This window comes from Ferruginibacter sp., from assembly GCF_014377975.1.
GTDB lineage: Bacteria > Bacteroidota > Bacteroidia > Chitinophagales > Chitinophagaceae > Ferruginibacter.
Genome location: NZ_JACMOO010000184.1, coordinates 1 through 1,926, shown reverse-complemented (window position 1 = coordinate 1,926; position 1,926 = coordinate 1). Strand labels below are relative to the sequence as shown.

Here is a 1,926-nt window from a genome sequence, read left to right as displayed (position 1 = left end):
TTCAGGAGCCTTAAAAGAAACTGTCAGCTGCTGCGTAATTTCAGTTGTTTGACCACTTACATTGTAGCCAATTATTTTTACCGGATATAAGCCTTCTGCATAGATATGCTTCGTACTTTTTCCGGCATCCAATTTAATTGGTGTGGTTGTAGCATCACCGTAATAAACATCATAAGCTACTGCACCTTCTCCGTTTGGGGTGATGGTTACCGTGCCTGTATTGTCTTGAGTGATATCAAAGAGTACCGTTAATTTTGCTGCTTTTGCTGCAGATTTCGCGAAAGATATGTCTCCAAAAAAATCTTTTTTACAACCAGTAATAAGTAGCAGGAGCAATGATATCTTAAATATATATTTTAATGTATTCATCATATTTTATTTAAAAATTAATATTAGTAACCGGTATTTTGTGTAAGTCCGGATATATCGATCTCAGATTGTGGAATGGGAAACAATTCGTGTTTTCCTGCTTTAAAGGATGCCCCTAAAGCGGCGGCTGCTTTTCCTGTTCTTACCAGGTCAAAAAAGCGATCACCTTCCATGGCCAGTTCCAGTCTTCTTTCATCAATGATTGCATCAAACAATGCACTGCCTGTTGCGGTATTATTATGTGCATTATCTCCAAAGGCCCTGCTGCGTACAGCATTTAAGTAGCCCTGTGCTTTTGTATTGTCTGCACTCGTACTTTTAGCATAGGCTTCTGCCGCCATTAATAAAACATCGGCATACCTTATAATTCTTTGGTTGTTATCATAGTTCAACTCAACCTGTCCGGATGTTTCTCCCTTTTTAGGTAAATATTTCTGGTTGTACAAACCGGTATTTTTATAAGGCGCATCCTGATAGGTAATATTAAATGCAGGGTTATTGGCTTTGTAAGCAGCAATATCCAATACAGTTACATCTTTCCTGGTATCTCCGGGTTGGTAGGCTGCTGCCAAATTTTTAGAAGGCAAATTGGTACTCCAACCTGCTGCATATGGCATACTTCCCGAACCATTTAAACCCCTTACGCCACATTGTTGTACGGCATAGTTTCCCTGCCCCCTTGTTGCGCCACCCCAATTATAATAAGGCGATGTGTTGGAATATTGAATTTCAAATACGGATTCGTTGCCATTTTCTCCGCTAAATAAAAACATAGAACCAAAATTTGGCACTAAACTATATAGATTGGAATTGATGATATCCTGCAAAACCGGTGCTGCTGCATCATATTTATTCTGGTATAAAAATACTTTTCCTAAAAGTGCTTTTGCTGCAAATTTTGTTATTCTGCCCTTTTGTTGTTGCATAATCGGCAGTGCAGCGATGGCATTGGTTAAGTCTAATTCTATCTGTTTGTAAACGGTTGCTTTTGCTGTTCTTTTTAAAGATCTTGAATCGGTTAAACTCAATCTTTTATCTGCAAAAAACGGAACATCGCCAAACATTTTAACCAACGTAAAATAATAGTATGCTCTTAAAAAATATACTTCACCATACATGGCATCTTTACCTGCGAAATCAACTTTTGTACCTGTAAGATTAGCATCCTTGTACTGAGTCATATAGTTGGCCCTGTTAATACCTTCGTAGGCAGATTGCCAGATATCAGATAAGGTACTGTTTACAGGTGTTAGTGTAAAATCATCTATTTGTTGAAGCGATAAAACATCTGAAGCGCTTTCTCCGCCCGATACGGCATTATCCGAGGCTATATCCCCGATGGGTACCACCTGGTTCAGCCATTGCAACGGCGTATAAACGCTAATTTCCATTGTGCGGTAGTCACTTTCTGATTTCAAATAATCCTGTGCGGTAACTACAAAATCCTGATGCGGATTATAATCCACCCATTTTTTACAGGAGCTAAGTGCAAAAACAAAACTTAACCCACCTGCTATTATTAAATATTTTTTCATATAATTTTTACTTTAAAGAATC

At 38.2% G+C, this 1,926-nt stretch carries 2 protein-coding genes; both read right to left on the bottom strand.

From position 1 onward, the window contains the following. Nucleotides 1–372 (bottom strand): hypothetical protein (locus tag H7254_RS10680; protein WP_301932954.1); only part of this gene is annotated, 372 nt, incomplete at its 3' end. 20 nt (nucleotides 373–392) lie between these two features. Continuing rightward, nucleotides 393–1,904, bottom strand: a complete 1,512-nt coding sequence (locus H7254_RS10675) for a RagB/SusD family nutrient uptake outer membrane protein (RefSeq protein WP_301932953.1) — start codon at nucleotides 1,902–1,904, stop codon at nucleotides 393–395. Between the last annotated feature and the right edge of the window lie 22 nt (nucleotides 1,905–1,926).

Bases quoted from the DNA above. Each gene is read 5' to 3' on its own strand.
- H7254_RS10675 (WP_301932953.1), bottom strand. From the start codon at position 1,904: ATGAAAAAATATTTAATAATAGCAGGTGGGTTAAGTTTTGTTTTTGCA.